17 protein-coding genes, 1 tRNA gene and 2 pseudogenes are annotated in these 23,325 nt (G+C 47.7%); 11 read left to right on the top strand and 9 right to left on the bottom strand.

The genetic code is table 11. The annotated features are described in order from the left end of the window. Window positions 1–258: 258 nt before the first annotated feature. From LO777_RS15325 to LO777_RS15310, 4 genes are all read left to right on the top strand, one after another. Window positions 259–1,239 carry a TRAP transporter substrate-binding protein gene (locus LO777_RS15325; protein WP_228854731.1) on the top strand — a complete coding sequence of 327 codons (981 nt, stop codon included), beginning with the start codon at window positions 259–261 and terminating at the stop codon, window positions 1,237–1,239. A 156-nt stretch (window positions 1,240–1,395) separates the two neighbouring features. After that, window positions 1,396–1,635, top strand: a complete 240-nt coding sequence (locus LO777_RS15320) for a hypothetical protein (RefSeq protein ID WP_228854730.1) — start codon at window positions 1,396–1,398, stop codon at window positions 1,633–1,635. Further along, window positions 1,632–1,967: a TRAP transporter small permease gene (locus LO777_RS15315; RefSeq protein WP_228854729.1), complete on the top strand. Its 336-nt coding sequence runs from the start codon at window positions 1,632–1,634 to the stop codon at window positions 1,965–1,967. The genes LO777_RS15320 and LO777_RS15315 overlap by 4 nt, the downstream gene beginning before the upstream one ends. A gap of 82 nt (window positions 1,968–2,049) precedes the next feature. Next, window positions 2,050–3,351 (top strand): TRAP transporter large permease, encoded by a 1,302-nt coding sequence (locus LO777_RS15310; RefSeq protein ID WP_228854728.1) that lies wholly within the window; start codon window positions 2,050–2,052, stop codon window positions 3,349–3,351. Between the two features lie 6 nt (window positions 3,352–3,357). Here LO777_RS15310 and LO777_RS15305 read toward each other — a convergent pair whose 3' ends face one another. Next, entirely contained in the window at window positions 3,358–4,242 is an 885-nt protein-coding gene (locus LO777_RS15305) for a prephenate dehydratase (RefSeq protein ID WP_228854727.1), read from the bottom strand. A gap of 212 nt (window positions 4,243–4,454) precedes the next feature. On the opposite strand from LO777_RS15305, the gene ypfJ reads away from it, so the two are divergent. From ypfJ to LO777_RS15270, 5 genes and pseudogenes are all read left to right on the top strand, one after another. Then, the gene (gene ypfJ / locus LO777_RS15300) at window positions 4,455–5,318 is read left to right on the top strand and encodes a KPN_02809 family neutral zinc metallopeptidase (RefSeq protein WP_228854726.1); all 864 of its coding nucleotides are present in this window, start codon (window positions 4,455–4,457) and stop codon (window positions 5,316–5,318) included. A gap of 380 nt (window positions 5,319–5,698) precedes the next feature. Further along, window positions 5,699–5,788, top strand: a tRNA-Ser gene (locus LO777_RS15295). 44 nt (window positions 5,789–5,832) lie between these two features. Then, window positions 5,833–6,809: pseudogene (locus LO777_RS15290) on the top strand (TRAP transporter substrate-binding protein). A 24-nt stretch (window positions 6,810–6,833) separates the two neighbouring features. Beyond that, on the top strand, window positions 6,834–7,316 hold the full coding sequence (locus tag LO777_RS15280; protein WP_228854723.1) for a TRAP transporter small permease: 483 nt from the start codon (window positions 6,834–6,836) through the stop codon (window positions 7,314–7,316). Further along, window positions 7,313–8,592 (top strand): annotated as a pseudogene (locus LO777_RS15270) (TRAP transporter large permease). The gene LO777_RS15280 and the pseudogene LO777_RS15270 overlap by 4 nt, the downstream one beginning before the upstream one ends. Here LO777_RS15270 and LO777_RS15265 read toward each other — a convergent pair. The 3 genes from LO777_RS15265 to LO777_RS15255 all read right to left on the bottom strand — a co-directional run bounded on the left by LO777_RS15265 (window position 8,589) and on the right by LO777_RS15255 (window position 13,705). Continuing rightward, complete coding sequence (locus LO777_RS15265) at window positions 8,589–11,645, bottom strand: PAS domain S-box protein (RefSeq protein WP_228854720.1); 3,057 nt, start codon at window positions 11,643–11,645, stop codon at window positions 8,589–8,591. The pseudogene LO777_RS15270 and the gene LO777_RS15265 sit on opposite strands and share 4 nt — an antisense overlap. 7 nt (window positions 11,646–11,652) lie before the next feature. Beyond that, the gene (locus LO777_RS15260; RefSeq protein WP_228854719.1) at window positions 11,653–12,978 is read right to left on the bottom strand and encodes an amino acid ABC transporter substrate-binding protein; all 1,326 of its coding nucleotides are present in this window, start codon (window positions 12,976–12,978) and stop codon (window positions 11,653–11,655) included. A 190-nt stretch (window positions 12,979–13,168) separates the two neighbouring features. Then, the gene (locus LO777_RS15255) at window positions 13,169–13,705 is read right to left on the bottom strand and encodes a winged helix DNA-binding protein (protein WP_228854718.1); all 537 of its coding nucleotides are present in this window, start codon (window positions 13,703–13,705) and stop codon (window positions 13,169–13,171) included. 305 nt (window positions 13,706–14,010) lie between these two features. Between LO777_RS15255 and LO777_RS15250 the strand changes: the two genes are divergently transcribed. Next, window positions 14,011–15,627 (top strand): HD domain-containing phosphohydrolase, encoded by a 1,617-nt coding sequence (locus LO777_RS15250; RefSeq protein ID WP_228854717.1) that lies wholly within the window; start codon window positions 14,011–14,013, stop codon window positions 15,625–15,627. 27 nt (window positions 15,628–15,654) lie between these two features. Here LO777_RS15250 and cimA read toward each other — a convergent pair whose 3' ends face one another. From cimA to pdhA, 5 genes are all read right to left on the bottom strand, one after another. Continuing rightward, window positions 15,655–17,247: a citramalate synthase gene (gene cimA, locus LO777_RS15245; RefSeq protein ID WP_228854716.1), complete on the bottom strand. Its 1,593-nt coding sequence runs from the start codon at window positions 17,245–17,247 to the stop codon at window positions 15,655–15,657. A 171-nt stretch (window positions 17,248–17,418) separates the two neighbouring features. Beyond that, entirely contained in the window at window positions 17,419–18,837 is a 1,419-nt protein-coding gene (lpdA, locus tag LO777_RS15240) for a dihydrolipoyl dehydrogenase (protein ID WP_228854715.1), read from the bottom strand. A 10-nt stretch (window positions 18,838–18,847) separates the two neighbouring features. After that, entirely contained in the window at window positions 18,848–20,086 is a 1,239-nt protein-coding gene (locus tag LO777_RS15235; protein ID WP_228854714.1) for a dihydrolipoamide acetyltransferase family protein, read from the bottom strand. 25 nt (window positions 20,087–20,111) lie between these two features. Further along, window positions 20,112–21,089 carry an alpha-ketoacid dehydrogenase subunit beta gene (locus LO777_RS15230; protein WP_228854713.1) on the bottom strand — a complete coding sequence of 326 codons (978 nt, stop codon included), beginning with the start codon at window positions 21,087–21,089 and terminating at the stop codon, window positions 20,112–20,114. Next, a complete protein-coding gene (gene pdhA, locus LO777_RS15225; RefSeq protein ID WP_228854712.1) occupies window positions 21,082–22,185 on the bottom strand; it encodes a pyruvate dehydrogenase (acetyl-transferring) E1 component subunit alpha in 1,104 nt (367 codons plus the stop codon). Before pdhA ends, LO777_RS15230 begins: the two co-directional genes overlap by 8 nt. 279 nt (window positions 22,186–22,464) lie before the next feature. Here pdhA and LO777_RS15220 point away from each other — a divergent pair, with 279 nt between their 5' ends. Further along, the gene (locus tag LO777_RS15220) at window positions 22,465–23,166 is read left to right on the top strand and encodes a FadR/GntR family transcriptional regulator (protein ID WP_228854711.1); all 702 of its coding nucleotides are present in this window, start codon (window positions 22,465–22,467) and stop codon (window positions 23,164–23,166) included. Window positions 23,167–23,325 lie beyond the last annotated feature (159 nt).

The raw sequence follows: 23,325 nt of genomic DNA, 5'->3' as shown, positions 1-23,325 counted from the left end.
GAATACGCTCTAACCCGCATTTTTCATCAGTTCAGGCGGCGTCAGCTACAAAATTTTCAAGAGTAAATAATAGTGGCCTATATTTACTGTTGAAATATTGCAGAAGATGGCGTCGCCTGGGCTGACCTTGGGTGAACATTGTGTCAATTTTGTTCGACTACTGATAGTTGTCTAATTATTTGTATTCTACAGCTAATCTCAAAATTGACACAATGTTCATGAGAAATGCGGGCTAACTCATCTACAGGAGGAGACGGAATGAAATTGCGAAACAAGGTAGTTGGTGTATTGGCCGGGGCAGCATTTGGACTCAGTATTGCCGGAAGCTCAATGGCAGTGACATGGGATATGCCGACACCCTATCCCGACAAGACATTTCACACCAGGAATATTATTGAATTTGCCAAAGATGTTGAAAAGGCTACAGGTGGTAAATTAACCATTAAGGTGCATTCTGCGGGATCACTGTTTAAACATCCTGAGATAAAAAATGCGGTTCGCAGTGGCCAGGTGCCTATCGGTGAGTTTTTTCTTTCCAGACTTTCCAACGAACATGCAGTTTTTGGTGCGGATTCTCAGCCGTTTCTTGCCACAAATTATGATGATGCGGCAAAGCTCTGGGCGGCCCAGAAGGGTGTTATTGCAAAATTGCTCGACAGACAGGGGCTTGTTCCCCTGTTTTCAGTTCCCTGGCCACCTCAGGGACTGTATACGAAAAAGGAAATCAAAACGGTCGATGACCTGAAGGGAATCAAGTTTCGTGCGTATAATGCGACCCTTGAAACATTCGCCAAAAAAGTGGGTGCCGCACCAACACAGGTGGAAGTTCCAGATATTCCACAGGCTTTTGCAACAGGCCGGGTTGAGGCCATGATAACCTCACCTTCCACCGGGGCGAATTCCAAAGCATGGGATTTTGTCCAGTACTATACAGATATTCAGGCCTGGCTGCCCAAAAACATAGTGGTCGTCAGCAAAAAAGCTCTGAGAAAACTGGATGAAAAAACCCGTGATGCTGTCTTTGCTGCAGCTGCTGCCGCCGAAAAAAGAGGTTGGGAGATGAGTAAAAAGGAAACAGCGGCAAAAACAAAAATTCTGCAGGACAATGGAATGAAAATAGTTACTCCCAGTGCAGAATTGATGAGCGGACTGAAAAAAGTCGGTGCATCCATGCTTGAAGAGTGGAAAAAGGCCGCAGGGAATGAAGGTGCGGCTCTTCTCAAAGCATACAGGCAGTAATTCCGGAAATACCACCGTATTGTCACTTTACATGGACTGATCTTTGGTGAATATCGTATACAGTGGTGCCTCAATCCTGTAATTGGCAAGGTTGGAGCCTACGCTACCTGTCGAAGGGCAGGATTGAGGTGGTAAAAAGGGGGCGGTATGCGGCAAATGTTAGATAAACTATATAAAGGGAGTTGCTGGTTTGCGGCATCCTGTATCGCGGCTATTGCCCTGCTTGTGGTCGGTCAGGTTTTTCTGAACCTGCTGGATAAGATCAGTATTCTCCTCACCGGAACGGCTATCGGCCTGACCATTCCATCTTATGCTGATTTCACCGGTTTTCTGCTGGCGGCGGCCTCCTTTTTCTCCCTTGCCTATACTTTGAGAGAAGGGGACATATCCGGGTGACTCTGGTGATCGGTCGTCTGCCTTCTGGAATAAGAAGGGCCGTGGAATTCTGGTGCGTGCTCGTTGCAGCCTCTATTACAGTGTATTTTTCCTGGTACACAGCTGCTCTTGCCTGGGAGTCATACAAGTATCATGATCTGTCGCCAGGTATGGTAGCCGTGCCGATCTGGATTCCGCAGTCCGCCATGCTGCTGGGGCTGCTGGTTCTTTCCCTTGCGCTTGTTGAGGAACTGTTTTCCATTCTTTCCGGAAAAGAACCAAGCTATGCAGGCAAAGGAGAAAAACTCCTTGTCGATGATGAACAGGATACCGTTGTTCCGGTTGAAAAATGATAAAACCTCAATCCTGCAATTGGCAATCTTACTGAAGATACGAGGCACCGAGAGTGAAGGATTGAGGTAAGAGAGAAAGTCCATGTCTGAAATTACAATGACCATCTGTCTGTTGTTGCTTTTCTTTTTCCTGCTCAGCAGTGGTATCTGGGTGGCTTTTTCCCTGATGGCGGTTGGTATGGCAGGAATGGCCCTCTTCACTGAAGCACCTCTTGGAGACGTGCTGGCAACGACGGTCTGGGGTGCAAGCAATGGCTGGGCCCTGGCTGCCCTGCCGCTTTTTATCTGGATGGGGGAAATTCTGTTCAGATCACGGCTGGCGGAGGATATGTTTGCCGGACTGGCTCCCTGGCTCACCTATCTTCCCGGTCGACTGCTGCATGTAAATATTTTCGGTTGCGGTATCTTTGCAGCTGTTTCCGGCTCATCTGCGGCGACAGCAGCGACAATTGGTAAGATGTCTATTCCTGAGCTGGCAAAACGCAAGTATCCGCAGAATATGATCATCGGCACCCTGGCAGGGTCCGCAACCCTGGGGCTGCTTATTCCCCCGTCAATCATCCTTATTGTTTACGGTGTTGCCACGGAACAGTCCATCGCCAGACTGTTTATTGCAGGTGTTCTACCCGGTATTCTGCTGATGGTGCTCTTTGTGGGGTATGTTGTTATCTGGTCCCTGCTGCACCGGGATGCCATTCCGGCCGGTGAGGCTACCCTGCCATTGAAGGAGAAAATCAATCGTGCCAGACGACTGATTCCGGTGTCCCTTCTTATCGGTGGAGTCATCGGTTCCATTTATACCGGCCTTGCCTCCCCGACGGATGCTGCGGCAGTCGGGGTGCTGCTGGCTCTGGTTCTTTCATGGTACACGGGGACGCTTACCAGGGAAAATTTCCTGGAAGGTTTACTTGGGGCAACAAAGACGTCCTGCATGATTGCTTTTATCCTTGCCGGGGCCGCCTTTTTGACTGTTGCCATGGGGTTTACGGGTATTCCCAAGATGCTGGCCGCCTGGATCGGAACCCTGCATCTGTCTCCGTATGCACTGCTGGGTGCGCTGACCATATTTTTTATTATTCTCGGTTGCTTCCTGGATGGTATTTCTGTCGTGGTTCTAACTACTTCGGTTATCATGCCTATGATCGAGCAGGTGGGGATAGACCCCCTCTGGTTCGGGATTTTCGTGGTTATTGTGGTGGAGATGTCCCAGATAACACCGCCTGTGGGGTTTAATCTTTTTGTCATCCAGGGACTGACCGGTCTGAATATTTTGAAGGTGGCCTATGCGGCTGTACCATTTTTCATGCTGCTCCTGGCCGGACTTGGGATGATAGTTGCTGTTCCCCAGATTGTGACTGTTCTTCCCAATATGATGGGTGGATAATACCCGTCATTCACTTCCGTGTACTTTTTTTCTGAACGGGTGGGCCGGATAAGTTCCCAGGAGAGTGACTCTTTTGGAAAAAAAGCGCAGTTCCTCAAAGGCAAGGCGAAGGGAACGTTCGTCGATATGTCCTTCCACATCGGCATAAAAACGGGCAACATGGAAATATTTGTCCACGTAGCTTTCGAGTTTTACCATCTGCACACCATTAGTGGCAAATCCTCCCAGGGCCTTGTAAAGGGCTGCCGGGATATTCCTGACTTCAAAAATAAAGCTGGTGATATAGTTTTTTTCGTTCTGGCGGATCGGCACGTCGCTGTTTCCGGAAAAAACCAGGAAGCGGGTTGTATTATGGGATTCATCCTGGATATCTTTTCGTAAGATGGCAAGATTGTAGATCTTTGCTGCCAGCTCCGAGCCGATTGCGGCCTGGGTTCTGTCATTCCATTTTCTTATATCGGAAGCGCCTTTGGCTGTATCGGCCACCACATGTTTTTCCAGGTTCAGCTCTGCTATGATTTTCCTGCACTGGGGGATGGCATGAACATGGCTGTGTATGTCGGTCAATTCTGTGACCGTAGCTCCTGGAAGGCCAAGAAGGCAGTGACGGATAAGTTGGAAGTGCTCGCCTATAATGGAGAGTTCCCCGTTGAGTATCAGATAATGGACATCGGCAACCCTCCCCGCCAGGGTATTGTCAACAGGAATCATGGCCAAGTCCGCTTTTTCTTCCTTTACTGCCCGAAAGGCTGCCTCAAAGGAAACACAGGGGACGGTTTCCAGATCGGGATAGGCTTGTCTGCAGGCAAGGTCGGAGTAGGCTCCTGCCATACCCTGAAAGGCGATTGTTTTGTAATTTTTGCATTTTGTGTTTTGTTGTTTTTTCTTCATGGGACTGATCCACAATGTAAGAGTGAATGTACTTGAGGCCACCTTGAGCAGGTGTAATCATGCAGGGATATATAAAACAATGAATCGATAATTGCCATTTTTCTCTGGCAAACTTACTTGAGAAAATCATTCTCATGGGATAAGAATACTTTTTATCAACTTTGCTTGGGTCTGTACTGACACAACTGAGAAAAAAAGAGGAGTTAAAACCCATGCGCTGGAAAGACAGGCGGAGAAGCAGCAATATAGAAGATCGTCGCGGTATCAGAATTGGACGGAGTGCCAAAGGCGGCGGGATTGGAATTCTGTTGCTGGCACTGGTGGGCATGTATTTTGGTATTGACCCGTCTACAATACTTAATATGGGGAATTCAATACAGCAGAACCGTCCCGCGACGTCACGAACAGAGTCGTACCAGGCCGGTCCCCGGGAACAGGAACAGGCGGAGTTTGTTTCCGTTGTTCTGGCTGATACGGAAGATGTATGGAGAAATATCTTTCATGGGATGGGTAAATCGTACAGGGAGCCGGAGCTTGTCCTGTTCAGTGGAGCGGTTGAATCCGCCTGTGGGTATGCCCAGGCTGCCATGGGACCCTTTTACTGTCCGGGTGATCAAAAGGTATATATTGATCTGTCATTTTATAAAGATCTGCAGGTGAAAATGCATTCTCCCGGTGATTTTGCCAGGGCCTATGTCGTGGCCCACGAAATCGGCCACCATGTCCAGAAGCTTCTCGGGATCAGCGACAAGGTGCACGCTCTTCGCCGTAAACTGTCAAAAAAAGAGTTTAACAGGGTTTCTGTCCGCCTGGAGTTGCAGGCAGATTGCTTTGCCGGGGTCTGGACCAATCATGCCGATAAAATGTTCGGTATGCTTGAGGCCGGTGATATTGAAGAGGCCCTGAATGCGGCGAGCAATATTGGTGATGACCGGCTGCAGAAACAGGCCAGAGGATATGTGACTCCGGATTCTTTTACCCATGGCAGCTCAGCCCAGCGGATGCGCTGGTTCAAACAGGGATACTCCGGTGGTGATATCGGCAGGTGTAATACCTTCAAAGCCAGGACATTGTAATGTGATCTTTAAAGATTGATGATCTCGTAAAAAGTCGTTCAACGTTCCCAGATGGACTCTGGAAAAACTTCGATATACAAGGCGTGGCGGTGTCGTGTAAGCGCAGGCGTACATAGAGTACGTCGAGCATTACACGATCACCCCACAACGCAGTAGATCGGAGTTTTTACGAGTCCATCAAGATTGAACAGCTCGTTTTACCTGGCCCTGACCCGATCCAGTTTCCCTTCTTTGCACATTGTTCGAAGGATTTTATTAAACTTCGGCATCAGATAGCTGAGTTTTGCCCCTTTGCGGAAAAGCAAGTGAAAAGACAGAGGGCAAACACCTGCTCAAGTACCTTGACGAATATTCCATTTACAGGTATCAATAGACCGAACGGAGGGATGCCGGAGCGGCTGAACGGGACGGTCTCGAAAACCGTTGTGGGGGTGACTCCACCCAGGGTTCGAATCCCTGTCCCTCCGCCACAATCTGAAGCTTTTGATCAAACATAACGCTATTGGAGCACTTCATGAAAAAAATCATTTGTCTTTGCTGTGTGTTTCTTTCTTTTGTTCTTGTTCAAAGCTCTTTTGGTGTACAGACAATAAAACTCGGGGTGGTGACCAAACCCGGTTCAGCTCAGAATATTGTGGCGGCAAAGTTTAAGGAACTTGTGGAGCAGCGTTCAGACGGGGCTTTCAAGGTTACGGTTTACCATTCCAAATCCATTGGTAATGAGACGGAAATTCTCCAGCAGATTCAGATGAACACCGTGCAGATGGGTGTTATTACTGCTGGCCCTTTTGACACATTTGACCCCATTGTCCGCGTTGTCAATTATCCCTTCCTTTTTAAAGATGCAGCCCAGGCTGATATGGTCCTTGACGGCCCCCTGGGTAAGGAAATCCTTAATGATCTGGAAAGTGTCGGTTTCAAGGGGCTCTGTTTTTCGGAGAATGGTTTTCGAAACCTGACGAATAACAGACATGCAGTCAAGACGGCGGCGGATATAAAAGGATTGAAGATCCGTGTTATGGCTTCCGCTCTGCATAAAGCCATCTGGCAGGCTCTGGGAGCTAACCCCACTCCCATGCCCTGGCCCATTTATACTGAGCTTGAGCAAGGGGTAATTGATGGGCAGGAGAATCCGCTCTGGGTCATGGAGGTTTATAAATTTTATGAAATCCAAAAATATATGACACTGACCCGTCATGTCTATTCCCCCATATCGATGTGGCCTCCCTGGTCTGGTGGAAAAGCCTGAAAACATCAGAAAGGAAAATGATAACCGGGGCCATGCTGGAGGCAGCCCGTTTTCAGAGAAAGGACAATCGTGACAAGGACGGGGCCCGTTTGAAACTGCTGAAGGATAAAGGCATGATCGTGGAAGAGCATCCGGATATCGCCTCGTTCCGCGCCAGAGTTGCGGATTTGAAGGATATGGAGCTCTTCAGGGAACCAAAAGTACATTCGCTGTTGTTGAAAATTCTTGAGGCGACCCGGTAATCGTTATTGATCTTCGGGGTTGCAATGATTGACATCCTTGAAAAAGGCTGTTTCGCTGTCAACAGACTGCTTGAGTATCTGCTCTTCGGTCTGGGGTTTTCAATGGCTGTTCTGGTGGCGGTGCAGGTCTTCTGCAGGTATGTTCTCAATGCTTCTCTTTTCTGGTCGGAGGAGCTGGCCCGTTATATGCTTGTATGGCTCAGTTTTCTGGGCGCTGCCGTGGCTTATTATCGCAATCTGCACCCCGGGGTTGATGTTTTTACATCCCGTATCTCCAAAAAAAAGCAGCGCCTGGCCAAGCTGCTGGTTCACTGCTCTTCAATGGTGCTGGCCGTAGTTATGATCATATCAGGTGTGCAGTTTGCCTGGTTTGTTCGATTGCAGATATCCCCGGCCCTGGGAATCTCCAAATGGATTATTCTCGGAGTGATTCCCCTGGCCGGTGTAATTATTCTGGCCTACGGCTTGCTCTTTTTTCTGCAGGTCTTATGTGGAGAGGACAGGTGACAACAGAAATCCTTCTCCTTTCGCTCCTCTTCTTTTTCGCCATCAACGCTCCCATTGCAGTGGCCATAGGTATGAGTTCCGTGATTGCCATTGTCGTCCAGGGAGATTTCCCGTTGATGATGGTTGCCCAGCGCATGTTTTCCGGTACAGACTCCTTTCACCTCATGGCGGTTCCACTGTTCATGTTTGCCGGCGTGCTGATGGAGGCAGGGGAATCAGCCGACGAATCATAGACTTTGCCAACAGCCTTGTGGGTTGGTTACCCGGTGGGCTGGCTGCTGTGACAATCGTTTCTGCCATGTTTTTTGCAGGTATTTCCGGCTCGGCCGCAGCTGATGCTGCTGCTGTAGGTGCAATTCTGATTCCGGCTATGAAGAAGTCGGGCTATGATTCCGACTTTGCGGCCGCCGTCCAGGCCTCGGGCGGTTCCATTGGTGTAATTATTCCCCCGTCCATTCCCATGATTATTTTCGGGTTTCTGACCGGTGCTTCGGTGGGCAGATTATTTATGGCCGGTATTCTTCCCGGTATCCTGATCGGTGTTTCCCTGATAGTGGTTTCAACGCTTGTATCAATTAAATATAATTATACAAACACTACAGTTTTTTCCGCCCAAAGGGTGTGGGTCAGTTTTCGACGGGGGCTGCTGGCCATGGGAGCTCCGATTATAATCCTGGGGGGTATCCTGACAGGTATCTTTACTGCTACCGAATCAGCGGCTGTGGCAGTAGTTTATGCGCTTGTAGTGGGAATGGCCATATATCGGGAATTTGGTTTCGGGGATCTGTTTCCTCTTTTCAGGGATGGAGCAGTTATTTCAGCCATTGTCATGTTTATTATTGCCATGGCCTCCATTTTCAGCTGGATAGCAGCCATAGAAAATATTCCGGCGACACTGGCAGCGGGACTTCTTACCCTGTCCGACAATCCGGTTGTTCTGCTGCTGCTCATAAATATTGTATTGCTTGTGGCTGGAACCTTTATTGAGACCACAGCCGCTCTGATTCTTCTGGTTCCCGTCATTACAACCATGCTTCCGGCCCTGCATATTGATATGGTGCAGCTCGGTGTGATTGTAGTGACCAACCTGGCAATTGGAATGCTGACTCCGCCCATGGGAATCTGCCTGATTGTGGCCGCCTCCATCTCGGGAGACAGGCTGGGTGCGGTAAGCCTCAGGGTCCTTCCCTTTCTTTTTATTCTTGTTGTGGATCTCTTGATCATCACCTTCTATTCTCCCCTGACCATGTGGATGGCGGGGATAGTGTCGGCTTAACGTAACAATGCCTCCTGAATAGTCACCTTTAATTCTTTCATCTGGTATGGTTTAACGATGGCGCCACAGAAGCCGTATTCCTCATAATTGGCCATTATAGGATCATTTGAGTAACCGCTGGATACAAGAACTTTCGCTTCAGGATTAACAGCCAGAATCTCTTTCACCGCATCTTTCCCACCCATTCCGCCGGGGATAGTGAGATCCATTATAATCAGATCAGCCTGATTACCGGATAAATAGTCTTTTTTGTACAGGGCAACTGCTTCCTCACCGTCAGGGGCAAATTGATAATCATGGCCCAGGCGGGTCAGTATAGCTCTTGATATATCCTGCACCATAGCGTCATCATCCATGACCATTATTTTGCTGCAAACCTGGGCGGCGGCCTCTGGCTTTTCGCCGGAACAGTCAGTAATTTTTTCTTTTGATGCGACGAGATAAATTGAAAAAACAGTCCCTGTCTCCGGTTTCGATTCGACAGCTATAAAACCTTCATGTCGCATTATAATTGAATGACAGATTGCAAGCCCCAAACCATTACCCGTCTGTTTTGTTGAAAAATACGGGTCAAAAATATTATCAATTATATTTTGAGGGATGCCGGTTCCATGGTCCCTGATAGTAATTACAATGTATTGTTTTTCATTTTGGAGTGATGGGGGAATATGATCTTCAGTGACATTTTCTCCGCGGATAGTAACAACACCACCATCGGGCATGGCATGGGAAGCGTTAATAATGATATTCTGGATAACCTGACTGATCTGGCCGGGATCAACTTCTACGGGCAGAAGATCAGGAGCAAACCAGGTGTCACACCGAACATTGCTGCCCCGTAACACAAATGTGGAAGAGTCTTTTATAATTTCAGCAATAGATGTTGTCTTTCGAATAGGTTCTCCGCCCCGGGAAAATGTCAACAGTTGCTGGGTGAGATCTTTTGCACGCAGGGACGCTTTTTCCGCCTCGGCCAGAAGAAGATGCGTCGGTTCATGTGGAGGAGTGTATTCAAGAGCAAGACTGATATTACCGAGTATTGCAGATAAAATATTGTTGAAGTCGTGGGCAATGCCACCGGCCAGTACCCCGACAGACTCAAGTTTACGAACTTTCAGGGCTTCCTGCTCCAGCCTCTGTTTATCCGTAACATCTCGAAAAACCAGAACAACACCAATTATCTTACTCTTTGCATCAAGAATCGGTGCACCACTGTCAGCAATACTCCTCTCCCTGCCATCTCTTGCGATAAGCACTGTATTCTCGCCAAGATCCACTGGTTTACCATTGCTGATAACTTTTGTTACCGGGTTGTCACACAATTCCCGAGTCTGTTCGTTCACAATATGAAAAACCTCGTCAGAAGGCCTGCCAACAGCTTCTCTGTTTGTCCAGCCCGTAAGATGTTCCGCAACTTTGTTCAAAAGGACAATATTGCCTGAAATATCAGTTGTAATCACTCCGTCACCAATGCTTTTGAGCGTTACGGCTAACCGTTCTTTTTCCTCGGCCAGGGATTTTTCTGCAAGTTTACGATCGTTGACATCTCTGGTTGTGGCCAGGACATAACGTTTACCGGGGAATTCTACATATTTAAGGGAAACCTCTCCCCAGAACAGTGTTCCGTCTTTTTTTCTGCACAGCCAGTCAAATGTCTGCGGACCGTATTGCACAGCCTTTTTTATTATTTTTTGTGCTTCTACAAGAGTGTACGGATGTATACCGGCACTGAAGGTAGCCAGGGTTCCATGCATGACTTCGTCATATGTCCAGCCATACATATCCAGCATGCCTTTGTTGACATCAAGGATCATCCCGTTGTCAGCATCATGTATAAATATGCCGTCCCGTGTGGCGTTAAAAATTTCCCGGTAATTGCGCTCACTCTCAATCAGTGCAAGCTCAGCCTGTTTGCGGTCTGTAATATTATGGGCTGCGCCGAGTATTCCCGCAGGTTTTCCATCGGGGCCGGGGAAAATCTTTGCATTATTGCTTGCCCATATTGTTGTACCATCCTTGCAGTATTGTTCTGCTTCAAATACCTCCGATTCCCACCCCCCTGGGTCACCCGCTTCAATTAACATCAGTTTCCGGTCAAGTAACGCCATTACTCTATTTAATGAATCGGGAGCAAGCACCTCTTCCATGGTTCGCTTCATTGCTTCTTCAACAGTATATCCTCGCTGCTGATATATTGAAGGACTGACATAAGTAAATTTCATACTCATATCCATCGTCCAGATCACATCCTCAATATTTTCCGTAATCAGCCTATACTGCGCTTCCGCTTTTTCTTTTTCTTCTTTCCATTTTATTATTGACGAAATCATGCGTTCAAAAGCCACAGACATCACACCAATTTCATCCCGGATATTTTTTTTGCTGTGCTTTTTGATACTTTTTCGAAGTGTATGCAACTCATCACTGCCATATTTTTCCATTATATTACTGGCGCTTACAATAGGCGACACAACCCAGATATCGGTAAAAAAATAAAAAATAAGGCTCGTTGCGGCAATGGACAGTATAGATACACCAAGAAAAAACATGATGTTTGCTCTGAGCTGTTTATACAGATATTTGCGGGTAAACTGAACTCTTATCAACCCCAGGTTCTGACCATCAACCTCCAGATATGCTATTAATTCATTGCTGTTCGATATGTTGCCGGAGCCGGTGATTTCACCATTGTGCTGTTGAATTAATCGGCTGATATCATCAATGGTGAAACGGGTCCCTGGAAGATCACCCACAGAGGCAATAGTATGTGCTGTGGGATCGTACAATTCCATGTAGACAATATCCTTGTTTGCCTGGTAGAGAGCTTTGATTGATCTGTTAACTCTGTCATAGGCTATTGTTTTTACAATAGGATCGATACATGATATTTCCAGCAGATCACGTATGATGTGGGATTTTTTTGTCAGGGAATTGTCGAAGTTTCTTTTTTCAATGTAATAATATGAAAAAATGATGATCAAAAAGAGAATTGATGTGGAAAGCAGATGTAAAATAACAAGTTTATCAAAAAGACCTGTTCTTTTTTTTGCCATTTTTATCTCAATTGAACTCTGATTTTTTATTTTCCATCTGCGGCGGAACCAAGGGATACATTATTGTGCTTTGAGCTGCTTCAAGGGGCCAGATTGTTTTCATTTTCCCCTGTTGTATCTGGACAAGTGCCATTTTATGACCGATATTCATCCCACTTGAATTATATTTTACCCGGCCATAAAAGGTTTCTACATCGAGATTTCTTACATTATTCAGTACTTCCAATGCATTGAGAGAGTTGCATTTTTCAAGAGCCAGTTGATAGATTACCCCCGTGGCACTGGATTGCGCATCCTGGTAGGTGGGTTTTTCACCATATTCACTGATAAATTTTTTAGCGTAATCCTGTGGGGTACCAAAAACAGGTCCAGTAAACGTACTGTTGGCAACCCATTGAGTTACACCAATTTTGCCTTCGGCTCCCTCTCCAACATCATTAATATAGTCAAGCTCAGACGGACCAATGGTCATGACAACCGCTTTTGGGTTCAACTCTTTTATGCGGGAGAGCTGGACACTGAAATTCACTGCATCTCTGTAATGGCTTGTTAAAATAATCAGATCAGGGTGTTTATCTGCCATCTCCCGGAGGTATGGTATGAAATCTGTTGTATCTTTTTCTACAACACGAAAATACACTTTCTTTATGTTCTTTGTTGCGGCCCATATCTGCACTCCTTTGGCAACACTGCGTGAGAATAATTTGTCAGGTGTAATCAGGGCATACGTTTCGGGGCTGGGATTTACTTGAGCAATCATGTCAAAAAAATCTTTGAACCACCAGCTTGACGATGTTTGGGTTGCAAAGGTAAAGTGTTGTTTTCTCATAAATATCGAATCAGATGCTCCCCCTGATTCGATCATTATTTTACCATACCGTTCAGAGATTTTACTTGCTGCCAGATTAAAAGCACTGGAAAAAGGGCCGAGAATGAAATCCACTTTGTCGTCTATAATGAGTCGGGTAATGTTGTCCCTGACCCGGTCAATATTACTACCGTCATCGTAGTACTTGATTTTGACTGTATATTTTTTGTCACCAACGGTTATCCCACCGTTTTCATTGACATGTTTTTTCCATAAATTATATCCTTGAATGACATTTTTGCCTTCAACAGCAAACTGACCCGTCCTGGAGATGGAAACGCCAAAAAGAATGTAAGATTTGTCGGCAGATCCGGCCGCCAGAGGAGCAATGTCCTCTTTTTCTGTATTGGCAGTTGTCTTGTGCAATGCGGATCTGGTTGGGGCACTTTGCTGCATACTCAGGAAGATCAGCGAAAACCCGACACACAGGGCCAACAGAAAAATAAATATTACTTTTATTTTCATACATGACTTCAGTGCTAAATTAACAAAGTATTTCTGTTAATTTTATATCAGGCAAATACCTTTTTCAAATTTTTTCCCGATTACAGCCATTTTGCACAGGGTAAAAACCAGACTTCAGATAGGCGAAGACTCCAGGAACTTTGAATATGGTGTCGCCTTGACTGATGAGAAATGCAGGGTGGTGCATGCTTTACAGGGACGAAGCGGCCCGGGAAGCCTGGTCATACAGGCCCGACATGAGGCGCAGGAGAGCTGCCGCCTGGCGCATTTCCGACCCGTCCTGGTCGAGGGTGCGGTAAGCAGAGGTGAGGCACTGCTCCCGGATTTCCCTGTATTTTCTGCATGCTTCTTTACCTTTTTCCGTGGCAAAGTATAAAATTTCCTTGCCATGTTTTTCCCTGGCGACAAGATCAGCCTTGACCAGTTTTTTCAGGGAATAATTGACGGTATGCTGATCCTCGATATGGAGGACAAAGCAGATATCTACCAGTTTTTTCTGCCGGTCGCGATGGTTGACATTGTGAAGGACAAGGACATCAAGGGGGCTGAAATCCGAGTATCCGGCGGCGTGCATGCAGCGGATCATCCAGCGGGAAAAGGCATTATGGGCGATTATCATGCCATATTCAAATTCACTGAGTGGCCAGCTGTCGGGTGAGGTAAGGTGTTCCGAAGAAACTATGGGAGACAGGGGATTGATCGAGGTCTGTCGCTTGTTTTCGCTCATGGTGAGGTGTCCGTTTTAGTGCCTTACTCCTGAATTCCTGTCATAAAAAACAAGAAACCAGGGAAGGTATTTTGAAATTAAATGGTTAGGTTTATTTCCAAGGCATTTATACCCCCTTGTGGGGTGTTAGATTCTTTTTCTGTTCAAAGATGGTTGAATTGTGATATCGTTTTAAAGGTACCCGGAGGAAGCACTGTACGTCGTCATGATGTTGAGTAAGAATAGTTGAATCTGCCGGGACTCTCAAGGAGTAACTGAAAACATCTTTGACTGAGTACCATTTTTATCAGAACTGGAAAGGTAAAGTGACTAAGGAAATAGAATACAAGGAAAGAAAAAACCTGAAAATACTGCTCATTGAAGATGAAGAAATGGTGCGGGCAACCTTTGCAGCGTTTCTTGACCGCTGGGGTCATGAAGCGATACTGGCAAAAGACGGGCGTGAGGGGCTTGATCTTTTTTCGCGGCAGCCGATCGATCTGGTGCTGACAGATCTTGATATGCCTGTGATGGGTGGCCTTGAGGTGCTTGCCCATCTTCATCGGACATCACCAGAAACTCCTGTGATTATCATTTCAGGTGCCGGGCAGCTTAATGATGCAGTACAGACTGTAAAACTTGGGGCCTGGGATTATCTGACAAAACCTATCGGCAGTATGGCCATCTTGGAAAACGCTATTGACAGGTGTATGGAAAAAGTACACCTGATTCGTCAAAACAGGAGATATCAGGAGCAACTTGAGCAGGAAGTGAGGGAGAAAACAGAGGCACTCAGGAAAAATAACAAAGCCCTCCAGCTCGAAATAGCCGAAAGAAAGCAGAAACAGGAGGAGCTCCTGCTGATGTACCGCCACCTTGAAGAGATAGTTGACGCTTCAGGTGGACTGTTTTCGTTTCTCACATACAGGGATCTTTTTATAGGTGTGCTGAACCGTCTGCACCGTTTGATACGTCTGGACGGTATCGACAGGGGAGACTGTTCGGAACTTCTTGAGAAAATGGGCAGTTTCGCTGTAATGAAGCAAGATGGTAAAAGGATTGTTGTCTGTGGTTCCGGTCCCTATAAAAAATGTGGCGGTCTGCAGGTTGATGATGTTTTTGGCCGGACCATCATGAAAAAGCTGGATGCTGCTTATTCGTCCTGCAGAAGTATTGTGACGGGAGATGAGTTTTTCGGCTATGTCCAGTCATCCCTTGGGGTGGAGTGTGTATTTTACCTGGACACCATTTCCCCGGGAATGACTGATGGAGATAAGCGCCTGGTGCAGCTCTATATCACAAATGTAGCCAGCGCACTTGATAATCTCATGTTGAACGAAGAGCTTATCAATACTCAGAAGGAGCTGGTTATTACCCTGGGCGAGGTGATAGAAACCCGTTCCAAGGAATCGGCAAATCATGTTCGCCGGGTTGCGGAATATTCCTATGTACTTGCCCGTCTGTCAGGTATGGAGGAAGTGGAAGCACGGATTTTGCGGTTTGCCGCACCCATGCACGATGCCGGTAAAATCGGAATTCCTGATTCCATACTGAATAAACCGGGCAGGTTGACGGAGGAGGAGTTCAGGTTGATGGAGGATCATACTATCCTGGGATACGAAATACTAAAAGGTTCAGACAGACCAATTCTGAAAGCTGCGGCTATCGTAGCCCATGAGCACCATGAAAAATGGAATGGCAAGGGGTATCCGAGGGGGCTTGCAGAGGAGTCGATTCATCCCTATGGAAGGATTGTAGCCCTTGTTGATGTTTTTGATGCCCTGGGGTCAAGCCGGTGCTACAAGGATGCCTGGCCGTTATCTGAAATTGTTGATCATATTCAACATGAGAGAGGGGTACATTTTGATCCCCGTCTCGTTGACCTGATGATGGAAAATCTGGATCAGTTTCTTGAAATCAAGAAACTCTTTCCCGACGGTTAGCCCGCACCTGTTCATAGACGGTGTTTCTCACGGATCCAGGTCCTTGAGCAATTTGTAGTTAATACTGTCAACCAGAGCCTGCCAGCTCGCTTCAATGATATTGACCGAAACGCCCACGGTGCCCCAGGTGCACTGTTCGTCCCTGCTTTCAACAAGAACCCGTACCCTGGCTTCGGTACCCTTTTCTCCCGAGAGTACGCGAACTTTGTAATCGGCAAGTTCCATTTTTTCAAGGCAGGGATAAAAGCGGGTCAAAGCTTTCCTGATGGCCGTATCCAGTGCGTTTACCGGGCCGTCTCCCATGGCCGCGGTATGAACCTCCCGCCCGCCGACGAAGAGACGGATGGTGGCTTCTGTGAGAGGTGGTTTATCCATCCGGTACTTGTGGTTCATGACCCTGAAACTTTCAAACTCAAAATAGTTGCGCTTGAGTCCCAGGGCTTTTCTCATCAGCAGCTCAAAGCTGGCTTCTGCTCCCTCGTACTGGTAGCCCAGGTTCTCAAGTTCCTTCAGTTTGGCGATGATTGTCGGCAGGACTGGGTCATCTGGAGAGAGCTTCAGGTTCCACTGTTTTGCCTTGTGGAGGATGTTCGAGCGGCCTGACTGGTCCGAGATGAGTATTCTGCGGATGTTACCCACCCGGTCCGGCTGAATGTGTTCATAGGTCAGCGGATTGTGTTTAACGGCACTGACATGGATTCCACCCTTGTGGGCAAAGGCCGATTCGCCGACATACGGTTGATATCTGTTATGGGGGAGGTTGGCCAGCTCGTTGACATAGCGTGATGTGGAGTAGAGGCGGTCAATATGTTTTCGGACTTCGCATTCCATCCCGAGTTTGAAAACAAGGGCGGGGATGATGGATGTCAGATTGGCGTTACCGCATCTTTCGCCGAATCCGTTTATTGTCCCCTGGACCTGGTTGACCTTTGCGTCGGCAACGGCCAGTAAAGAATTAGCCACGGCGGATTCGGAATCGTTATGGGCATGGATTCCCAGGGTTACTTTGATATCCTTGTCGGCAAAATAGTGTTGAACTCTGTGGATTATCGGTGACAGTTCATGGGGGAGAGTTCCACCGTTAGTGTCGCAGAGAACAAGTGTTTCGGCCCCTCCCTCAATGGCGCTTTCAAGGGTGAGAAGGGCATACTCCTCATTATGCTTGAAACCGTCAAAAAAATGTTCGGCGTCGTAGAAGAGATGATCAACACGAGGGCGGAGATAAGCCAGGGTTTCTCTGATGATCCGGAGATTATCCTCCAGTTCAATGCGCAGTGCTTCATGGACGTGGATATCCCAGCTTTTACCGAAAATTGTTATTGCCGGTGTTTTTGCGGCGATAAGTGCCTGCAGATTCGGGTCGTCTTCGGGACTGTTTTTCAGATGGCGGGTGGAACCGAAGGCGGCCAGTTTTGCATGGTTCAGTTTTATGGATTGCATTTTGTTGAAATATTCAACAGACATCGGATTTGATCCCGGCCATCCCCCTTCTATATAATCAATGCCCAGTTTATCAAGGGCCACTGTTATGCGAATTTTATCTTCGACAGAGAGGTTGAAGTTTTCTGCCTGGGTTCCGTCCCTGAGGGTTGTATCGTAAAGTTCAACTGCGTGAGCCATGTTGCTTCCTTGTGCCGTATTCCTGAATTTGTGACGGATTCAGGGTGTTTTCAGAGTGCTGACGGTTTAAGGATTTCATGATATGCAAAATCGTGGAAAAATTAAACCAAAAAATTTGCAGATCATCTATGAAACCCAGTCATCCGTTTATTCCTCTGGAAACCTGGCCTTTCATCCGGGATGGAAGTGAATGGCGGCTCCGGAGAAGAGCTCTGCCGCTTCCGCCTCAGTTTCAGACAGGCTGGGGTAGGGGTGAAGGGTGAGAGCGAGATCTTCAGCAAGAGCCCCCATTTCGATGGACAGAACAGCTTCGGCAATGAGATTTTCCGCTCCCCGGCCGACAATACCCATGCCAAGAATTCTGCCGCTGTCAGGATCGGTCAACAGTTTGGTCAGGCCATCTGTTCTTCCCATGGATCTGGCACGGTCAGAGTATTTCCAGGGAAATTTTCGAACCTCGTATGGAAGGGAGTGCTCGTGGGCCTCCTGTTCGGTCAAACCGCACCAGCTGATCTGTGGGTCGGTATAGATGGTGGCTGGTACAGCACGGATATCGTAGGCGGACGGCTGGCCCGCGATGACTTCAGCTGCTGTCTGCCCCTGGCGGGTTGCCCTGTGGGCCAGCATGGGGTGGCCGGTGACATCACCAATCGCAAATATGTTTTTGTCATCGGTTCGCAGGGTGTCGTCAATTTCAATAAAGCCTGCAGTATCGAGTTTAACATCCGTGTTTTCGAGATCAAGCCGGTTGCTGTTGGGTGATCTGCCCGTGGCAACGATGATCTTGTCGTACCTTTTATTTGTTTTGATACCGTCCGTTTCAAGTTCGACTTCTACATATTCTTCCTGGGCCCGGATTTTTATCGCTTCTGTATGTGTTGCCAGGGTGTCAAATTCAGCGGCCAGGTTGGAGAAAAGGGGCTCCACAAGATCTTTATCCACTTGAGGGAGGATTCTTTTTTCCTTTTCCACCAGGCTGACCTTGCTACCGAAACTGCTGTAAATGGAGCCAAGTTCCAGACCGATGATACCACCGCCGACAACAAGCAGTTTACCTGGAATTTCTGCAAGCTGAAGGGCCTCGGTTGAACTGAGGATCCGATCTGAGGAATCGAAGTCAACAGCCGAAAAAGATGTAGGACGTGAGCCGGTAGCGATAATCGCGTGTTGGAATGTTATCTTGCTGATCCCTCCTCCCTGCAGCCTGACGCTTCGGGAATCGATGAAGCTGGCGTGCCCATGTATCAGTTCAATATTTCGTTGAGTAAACAGGGTGCTCAGGCTCCCGGCCAGCTCGTTAATGGTTTTTTCCTTCCAAGCTGACAAGGTAGCGATATCAATCTCCGCAGTTCCGAAATGAACCCCCATTTCCCGTGCTCGTTTTGCATCATGGATCAAACCGGCAAGATGGAGAAAAGTTTTGGAAGGAATACAGCCGTGGTGAAGACATGCGCCGCCGGGGGCGGGAGCAGGGTCTACAACAGTTACTTCAAGGCCGAGATCCGCAGCTCTGAAGGCGGCACCGTACCCGCCGGGACCACTGCCCAGAATAAGCAGTTCCGTTTCAAGCTGCATGTCTCCCATAACCATCTCGTTTCTCCTATATCATTGTGATGAGTAGTTCATCAGGATCCTTCAGGCTGTCGATGATCAGACGCAGAAAGCGGATCGCATCGGCTCCATCAACTACCCTGTGATCAAATCCAAGAACAACCGGCATTATAAGGCGAACTACTATTTTCTCCCGACCGTGGTCGTCGACTGTCACCACAGGTTGTCTTCTGCCCTGGCCCATGCCAAGGATGGCTACTTCCGGATAGTTGATTATTGCAGTAAAGCCGGCACCACCCAGGGGGCCGGTGTTGGTGATGGTGAAGGTAGAACCACTCATCTCTTCACGGGAGAGAGTCCCTGTCCGCGCTCGGGTTACCACCTTATGGAGTTCGATGGCAATGTCCCTGATACTCTTTCTTTCCACATCGCGGATGACGGGCACAACCAGACCTGAGCCGGAATCCATGGCCACACCGATATGGAAAAATTTTTTCAGTATGATTTCCTTCGCTTTCGTGTCAAGGCTGGCATTGAAGAAGGGGAATGTTGTCAGCCCCGCCACCACGGCCTTGAGAGCAAAAACTGTAAGAGTCAGTCTTCCTCCCGATTCTTCTATCTCTTCCTTGTGTTTTATGCGGAACTCTTCCAGTTTTGTGATATCGACCATATCATGGCAGTAAACATGGGGAATACGGCTCCAGGATTCACTCATTTTTCGGGCAGTCGTTCTTCGAATAGAGCGAAATGGTATACGTTCTATTTCTCCCCATTTTGAAAAGTCGGGAAGAGCGGATGGAGAAAGCTCCGGTACTGTCTGTTCCTTTTCCTGTTTTTCGGCAGTTTCCACATTTTCTGCAGCCGCGAATTTCTCTACATCTTCCCGGGTTACAATGCCCCCATGGCCGGTAGGGGGGACATCCCGGAGGTTTACTCCCAGTTCTCTTGCAATTCTTCGTGTTGCCGGGGAAGCCGGAACCGGGAGGGTAAGGGAAGCAGTAGTCTTTTTGGGCGACATCTTTTTTTCTGTCGCCGACTTTTCCTCGACAGTGTTTTCATTAAAGACTATCAGGACATCTCCCACCTTTGCAAAATCCCCCTCCTCTACCGTGATTCTGCTGACCATACCGGTGAAGGGGGAGGGAATCTCTACAGCTGCCTTGTCGGTTTCAACTTCAAGGATAATCTCACCCTCTTTGATTTCCTGGCCGGGGGAGACATGGATTTTAAGGATTTCAGCTTCATGAACACCTTCTCCAAGGTCGGGTAAAGTAAACGATGTTGACATGTTTCCTCGTGGGTGTGAAAAAAGGTCAGTTAAAAAGCCGCCTGGCAGCGGCAACGATTCGTTCAATGCCGGGAATATATTCTTGTTCCCTGGCAAAATAAGGAATAATAACATCATATCCGGTAACCCGCTCAGGGGGCATTTCGAGGTAGAAAAAAGCCTCTTCCATGATTCGGGAGATAATCTCCGCGCCGGGGCCGAAGCTTCTTGGAGCCTCATGAACAATCACGACCCTGCCGGTTTTTTTTACGGACTCGATGATCAGATCAGTATTGAGTGGTGAAAGAGTCAGCAGATCAATGACATCCGCCTCCAGTCCATCCTGTTTCGCAAGGAATTCAGCTGCGGATATCGTTGTTCTGGTCATGGCACCGTAGCTGATGAGGGTAATACCGCTTCCCTCACGAATAACCCGGGGCAGGCCGATAGGTATGGTTTCCGGATCCTCCGGAACTTCTTCCCTGAACGCCCGATAGAGACCTTTTGCTTCATAAAAAATTACAGGATCAGGGTCTCTCATGGCGCTGACCAGGAGAGCGCGGGCGTTTCTGGGGCCCGAAGGAATGACCATCTTCAGGCCCGGAGTATGGGCCCAGTAGGCCTCCCTGCTTTCCGAGTGGTGTTCCAGGGCCCGAACTCCACCTCCATAGGGCGTACGAAGGACCATGGGGATGGTGAGGCGTCCCCTGGTGCGCCAGCGGAAGCGGGCAGCATGATTTTCTATTTGATGGAAGTTCTCATAAGAAAAGCCGGAGAACTGTATTTCACAAACAGGTTTGAGACCGTAGGCGGCCATCCCGATGGACATGCCGGCGATTGCCGATTCGGCGAGAGGGGTGTCGATAACCCGTTCTTCTCCGAAAAGTTCGAGAAGTCCGTCCGTCACCCTGAATACTCCACCATCTCTACCGACATCTTCACCGAGAATTATTATGGAATCATCAATTTCCATTTCCTGTTTCAGGGCAAGGTTTATTGCCTGAACCATATTCATTTTAGCCATGGTTTCCCTCCCCGCGGGCTGCCAGCAGGTTTTCCAGTTCCTTTTTTTGCGTCTGAGTATAAGGTGGCAGCTCATCATAGAGGTGGTCGAACATTTCCAGCGGATTTCCGATGTTTTTCATCGTTTTTTCAGCATATTCCACAGATGATTGAATTTCTGTAAGAATTTCCTTTTCAATAGCCTTGCTACCCTCTTCTGAAAGTATGTTTTTGTCAATAAGATAACGGGTAAAGCGTGAAATCGGATCCTTCTTTTTCCATTTTTCAACATCCTCGTTCATTCTGTAACGACTGGGATCATCGGCAGTAGTGTGCATCATGATACGGTAAGTCACACATTCTATGAAAGTCGGGCCTTCTCCCCTGCGTGCCCTGTCCGCTGCCTCTCTGGCGGCAGAGTAGACGGCAAGAATGTCGTTGCCGTCAACCTGTATTCCCGGCATGCCATATGCTGCAGCTTTCTGGGCAATAGTCTTTGAGTGCATCTGTTTGTTGATAGGGAGAGAGATGGCCCACTGGTTGTTCTGGCAGACAAAAATAACGGGTGAGCGGAAGACGGAAGCACAGTTCAATGCTTCATGGAAATCACCTTCCGAGGTAGCACCGTCCCCAAATATACTCATAACGATTTCATCCGTTTTTCTGTATTTTGCAGCCATTCCGAGGCCGACAGCATGCAGGATCTGGGAGGCGACAGGGATCGACATGGGCAGGTCCCGTTGTTTCGGGTCTATTCGGGCTCCTTCGTTGAAACCGTTATAGTAGAGGAGTATGGATTCCAGACTTCTTCCCCTGTGTATCTCGGCCGGAGTTTCTCTGAAGGACGGGACAAACCAGTCTTTTTTTTCCAGTACAGCGCTGCAGCCAATCTGGGCGGCCTCCTGTCCTTTGGTTGGCGGGAAAGTGCCGATTCTTCCCTGGCGCTGAAGATCAAGCATGCGTTCATCAAATTTACGTCCTAAAACCATGGCGCGGTACAACTCAAGCAGCTTTTCATTGCTGAGTTCCGGTTCGAGTTCATGATCCAGGTTGCCATGTTCATCAAGGATGGAAAGAGAGTCAATATCCTGAGTCAGCGGGAGAGGGGTTCGGGGCATAGTTTAACCTTTTGCTGGAAATGGTTGACAGGTATGAAGTGGCGGACTGTTTAAATACTAAAAGTAAGGCACACTTAAATTATAGTGCAGAAAGGGTGAAGAATCAAATAGCCCGGATAATATATGGCGGATACAATTATGGACAGGACGGTAGGATTTTAAAATAAACCCGTGAGAATACTCAGCCGGTAATGAATGTAATTTTATTTGCTTTTTCAAGTTTTTTTGCATACTTTCGAGAATAGAGGTCTTTTCCGGAAGGAATCTTTCAGGAGTATTATGAGTATCAAACCGATTAAGCCAAAACGTATTGCAGACCAGGTCTTTGAACAGATCCGGGAATTGATTTATCGTGGGGATTTCAAACCGGGCCAACAGATTCCACCTGAGCGGGAGCTGGCTGTGTCCATGGCCGTCAGCCGCACTTCTGTCAGAAATGCCATTAACAGGTTGGTTACCCTGGGGTTACTCACCCAGAAGCAGGGACAGGGAACATTTGTCTCCTCTCCGGACAGCCGGAAGGGAAATCCCCTCGTGGCGGCCATGGGGACTGATGAGGCCACTCTTGATGATCTGCTGGAAGTGAGGATGGGGCTGGAGTGTAATGCTGCCCAGCTTGCAGCCCAGAGAGCGACGGACAAAGACCTGCTTGCCATGCTGAGAAGCCTGGAAGAAATGGAAGAAGACCTGAGCACCACTGACAGAATAGGTACTGAACCTGATGTGGCTTTTCATATGGCTGTGGCCTTCGCCACCAAAAATCCTGTTCTCATTTACCTCATGAGAAATTTTTATGATTTTCTCTTTGTCGGTATAAAAAAGAATTTATCCCACATGTTTACGGACAGGGACGCCCTGGTAGATGTACTGGAACATCATAAAATGGTGTATCAGGCAATAAAGGAGAGAAAACCCGAGAAGGCCTTTGGGGCAATGATGACCCATATTCACTATGTACAGGATTATTTTCGCAATCGATAGGCAGGTATGGATTTAAGTATGTGATTAAATATTATTCATATTGAATCGATGGCGAATATACGGTATACCAGTTTATTGTGTTTTTGATCAGATCGACGCTCGAAGTGTATATCCGGTCAAAAGGCACCTGTTGTTCGGCGTTATATGGCAAAATCCTCT

The sequence above is a fragment of the Desulfomarina profundi genome, assembly GCF_019703855.1.
Lineage (GTDB): Bacteria > Desulfobacterota > Desulfobulbia > Desulfobulbales > Desulfocapsaceae > Desulfomarina > Desulfomarina profundi.
Note: the sequence above shows the minus strand (reverse complement) of the source record. Positions and strands in the feature narration are given on the sequence as shown.

Coding starts and splice junctions, on each gene's coding strand:
- LO777_RS15235 (WP_228854714.1), bottom strand. CDS start 20,086: ATGTCAACATCGTTTACTTTACCCGACCTTGGAGAAGGTGTTCATGAA.
- LO777_RS15280 (WP_228854723.1), top strand. CDS start 6,834: ATGATTGACATCCTTGAAAAAGGCTGTTTCGCTGTCAACAGACTGCTT.
- LO777_RS15305 (WP_228854727.1), bottom strand. CDS start 4,242: ATGAAGAAAAAACAACAAAACACAAAATGCAAAAATTACAAAACAATC.
- LO777_RS15265 (WP_228854720.1), bottom strand. CDS start 11,645: ATGGCAAAAAAAAGAACAGGTCTTTTTGATAAACTTGTTATTTTACAT.
- pdhA (WP_228854712.1), bottom strand. CDS start 22,185: ATGCCCCGAACCCCTCTCCCGCTGACTCAGGATATTGACTCTCTTTCC.
- lpdA (WP_228854715.1), bottom strand. CDS start 18,837: ATGGTTATGGGAGACATGCAGCTTGAAACGGAACTGCTTATTCTGGGC.
- LO777_RS15220 (WP_228854711.1), top strand. CDS start 22,465: ATGAGTATCAAACCGATTAAGCCAAAACGTATTGCAGACCAGGTCTTT.
- LO777_RS15255 (WP_228854718.1), bottom strand. CDS start 13,705: ATGAGCGAAAACAAGCGACAGACCTCGATCAATCCCCTGTCTCCCATA.
- LO777_RS15320 (WP_228854730.1), top strand. CDS start 1,396: ATGTTAGATAAACTATATAAAGGGAGTTGCTGGTTTGCGGCATCCTGT.
- LO777_RS15260 (WP_228854719.1), bottom strand. CDS start 12,978: ATGAAAATAAAAGTAATATTTATTTTTCTGTTGGCCCTGTGTGTCGGG.
- LO777_RS15325 (WP_228854731.1), top strand. CDS start 259: ATGAAATTGCGAAACAAGGTAGTTGGTGTATTGGCCGGGGCAGCATTT.
- cimA (WP_228854716.1), bottom strand. CDS start 17,247: ATGGCTCACGCAGTTGAACTTTACGATACAACCCTCAGGGACGGAACC.
- LO777_RS15230 (WP_228854713.1), bottom strand. CDS start 21,089: ATGGCTAAAATGAATATGGTTCAGGCAATAAACCTTGCCCTGAAACAG.
- ypfJ (WP_228854726.1), top strand. CDS start 4,455: ATGCGCTGGAAAGACAGGCGGAGAAGCAGCAATATAGAAGATCGTCGC.
- LO777_RS15310 (WP_228854728.1), top strand. CDS start 2,050: ATGTCTGAAATTACAATGACCATCTGTCTGTTGTTGCTTTTCTTTTTC.